We start from the raw sequence: 3,409 nt of genomic DNA on the forward strand, positions 1-3,409 counted from the left end.
CCGCCCAACGTCGTCGTCGTGTCGATCGACGACCTCGGCTGGCGCGAGTTCGGCGCGTACGGCAACACCTTCAACGAGACCCCGCACATCGACCGGCTGGCGCGCGAAGGGATGCGCTTCACCCGCGCGTACTCCGCCGCGCCCATCTGCTCGCCCACCCGGGCCGCGCTGATGACCGGGCTCTACCCGGCGCGCACCGGCATCACCGACTTCCTCCGCGAGGCGCCGGCGGCGAGCGACAAGTTCCTCTCCCCCGACATCCCCACCGTCCCCGACTTCCTCGGCCCGCGCGGGTACACCACCGCCCTGATCGGCAAGTGGCACCTCACCGAGACCTACAGCGGCGAGTACACCGAGCGGCCCGGCAACCCCTACGCGCACGGGCTGGACGAGGCGATCGCCTCCGAGCGGCTGTACATCGCGAACGGGGACTACTTCCACCCGTACCGCTTCATGCCCGACCTGCCGGCCCGCAGCCCCGGCGAGTACCTCACCGACCGGCTCGCGGACGAGGCCGTCGACTTCGTCGCCCGCCACCGCGACGAGCCGTTCTTCCTGCACGTCTCCAACTACGCCGTGCACACCGCCCTGGACGCGAAGCCCGACCTGCTCGCCAAGTACGAGGCGAAGCCGGGCGCCGGACAGCTGCCGAACCGGCCCGCGCTGGCCGCGATGCTGGAGAGCATCGACGACCAGGTCGGCCGGATCGCCGCCGCGCTCGACGCGCACGGGCTCGCCGAGCGCACGCTGATCCTCGTCACGTCCGACAACGGCAGCCCGTACCGGGACGCGACCGCGCCGCTGCGCGGCGGCAAGAGCGAGCTGTACGAGGGCGGGATCCGGGTGCCGCTGGTCGCGTACTGGCCGGGCCGGGTGGCCCCGGGCCGTACGGACGCCACACCCGTCTCCACCATCGACGTGCTCCCGACGGCGCTGGACCTCGCGGGCGGCAGCCCGGCAGCCGAGGGCTTCGACGGTACGAGCCTGGCCCCGCTGCTCACCGGCCGGGGCCGGCTCAGGCGCGAGACGCTCTTCTGGATCTACCCGCACTTCAACGGGGACCGCCACCCGCACGCGGCCGTCCGGCACGGCGAGTTCAAGCTCGTACGCCGGCTCCGCGGCGGCACCGGCGAGCTGTACCACGTCGGCCGCGACCCCGGCGAGACCGAGGACCTCGCCGGCCGGCACCCGGCGAAGCTGCGCCGGTTGACCGCCCTGCTCGACGACCACCTCGCGGACGTCGGCCTGTTCGCGCCGCCGCCGGATCCGGGCGCGTACCCGGTGGCCGAGCTGGACGAGCCGTTCGACACCGGCCTCGCGCGCTTCACCGTCCTGCCGGTGCCGGGCGGGTCGCACCAGGGCACCGCCACGGCGGGCGACGGGAAGCTCACCGTGACCACGCAGGCGCCGACGCACATGCTGTTCCTCTCCGACACCGCGCCGCGCACCGACACCTTCGCGCTGGTGCTGGACACCGGCACCTTCGCGGGGACCGGCGGCCAGGACACCGTGTTCGTCGGCCTCGCCAAGGACGCGGACAACTACCTGCTGTTCCGGCACCACAACGGGCTGCGACGGGCCGGCTGGGACCTGCGCATCGACGGCAAGCTGATCACCGTCGGCACGGAGCCGCTGGACAACCTCGACGGCACCGTGGACCTCTCCCGCCCCGGCTCGCGCTACGCCCTGGTGGCCCGCGGCAAGGTCGCCACCGCGTACGTGGACCAGGGCGCGGGCTGGGAGTTCCTGTTCACCGCGGACGCCGGCGGGGTGCTGGACCTGACGGACCCGGAGGTGCGGGCCGCGTACCGCTACACGGCCAGTGCGCGCCTGGACCGGGGCACGATCACGCTCGACGGCCTCCACGCGGGCAGCCGCCCGTAGGAGCGGGGCTAGGCTGCGGCTGACCGACAGGAGGGTGCCGTGGCCGAGACGACGACCCTGGCCGAGGTGATGGCCGAGCTGGGCGCGCTGGAGGATCCGAAGGCGCGCGCGGTCAACGAGAGGCACGGCGACGACCACGGCGTGAACCTCGGCAGGCTGCGCGCGCTCGCCAAGAGGCTGAAGACGCAGCAGCCGCTCGCCCGCGAGCTGTGGCGGACCGGCGACTCCGCGGCGCGGCTGCTGGCGCTGCTGGTCTGCCGTCCGAAGGCGTACGGGCGGGACGAGCTGGACGCGATGCTGCGCGAGGCGCGTACGCCCAAGGTGCACGACTGGCTCGTGAACTACGCGGTGAAGAAGAACCCGCACGCCGAGGAGCTGCGCCTGGCCTGGTTCGCCGACGCCGACCCGGTGGTGGCGAGCGCCGGCTGGGCGCTGACCGCCGAGCGCGTGGTGAAGAAGCCCGCGGACGTCGACGCGGAGGGGCTGCTCGACGTGATCGAGGCGGAGCTGAGGGACGCCCCGGACCGGCTGCAGTGGGCGATGAACACGTGCCTGGCGCAGATCGGCATCGAGTTCCCCGAGCACCGCGCCCGCGCCGTCGCCGTCGGGGAGCGCCTGGAGGTGCTGAAGGACTATCCGACGTCCCCGGGCTGCACGTCCCCGTACGCGCCGGTCTGGATCGCCGAGATGGTCCGCCGCCGGGGCGGCTGACCGGCGGGCCGACCGGAAAGAGGGCATAAGAGGCATAAAGCACCCAAATGGGCGTATTGTGGCTTGAGGGGATGCATCCGACTCTCCTGGAGAGGAGGCAGCAACCATGTCGTACCAGCAACACACCACCGACATGACCTCGCACCCCGACGTGGGCGAGATGCGAGAGCGATTCGATCGCACGACGGCCGGAAGTGGTGTGGTTGCCCTCGAAGGACTGATCCTGCTCGCCGGCTTGTTTGCCGCGATTTCGCCCTGGGTCGTGCACTTCACGGGGAACACCAACCTTGCCGTCAACAACCTCATCGTCGGCATCACCATCGGCCTGATCGGACTCGCGCTTGCGCTCGCCCCCGAGCGGACGTCGGGTCTGGCCTGGCTCGCCGTGCCCCTCGGCGCCTGGCTGGTGATTTCCCCCTGGGTGGTCACCAGCGCGAACACGGCCCCCAACGGCGCCATCTGGAGCAACTGCTTCGTCGGTGGCGCCACGGCCTTGCTCGGACTGCTGGCCGCGGGGATGACCGTGGCCTTCCGGCAGAAGGCACGAAGGTAGGGCACGAAGGCAGGGCCGGACGCGGTCCGGCCTGTCGGCACGGCCCGAGGCCGGGTCGGCCCGGGGTGAACCCGGGTGCGGTCCGGCCCCGGGCTAGTGCGCGTCCGGGTCCGGGTGGGGAAAGCCCCCGGTCCGAGACGCCGACCAGCCCCATCGCCGCCGACCTCCGCCTGCCGCAGGCTCGTTGCGTACGAGACGGGCGAGACGAGAGCGCGGGTGGACCGAGTGAAGCGGGTACGACGGGTGCTGGCGGCGGCGACG

General features: G+C 72.6%; 3 protein-coding genes. All 3 read left to right on the forward strand.

Annotated features, from left to right (window positions below):
* Window positions 1–1,884 (forward strand): sulfatase (locus tag H5J30_RS22860; protein ID WP_181789263.1); only part of this gene is annotated, 1,884 nt, incomplete at its 5' end.
* Window positions 1,885–1,923: 39 nt separating this feature from the next.
* Entirely contained in the window at window positions 1,924–2,595 is a 672-nt protein-coding gene (locus H5J30_RS22865; RefSeq protein ID WP_181789264.1) for a DNA alkylation repair protein, read from the forward strand.
* Between the two features lie 106 nt (window positions 2,596–2,701).
* Entirely contained in the window at window positions 2,702–3,148 is a 447-nt protein-coding gene (locus tag H5J30_RS22870) for an SPW repeat protein (protein WP_181789265.1), read from the forward strand.
* The last annotated feature ends 261 nt before the right edge of the window (window positions 3,149–3,409 follow it).

Origin of the sequence: Streptomyces phytophilus (assembly GCF_013870535.1) — a bacterium.
In the GTDB taxonomy this organism is placed as follows: Bacteria; Actinomycetota; Actinomycetes; order Streptomycetales; family Streptomycetaceae; genus Streptomyces; species Streptomyces phytophilus.

Excerpts from the sequence above, each read along its gene's own strand:
- H5J30_RS22870 (WP_181789265.1), top strand. The coding sequence starts at position 2,702 with ATGTCGTACCAGCAACACACCACCGACATGACCTCGCACCCCGACGTG.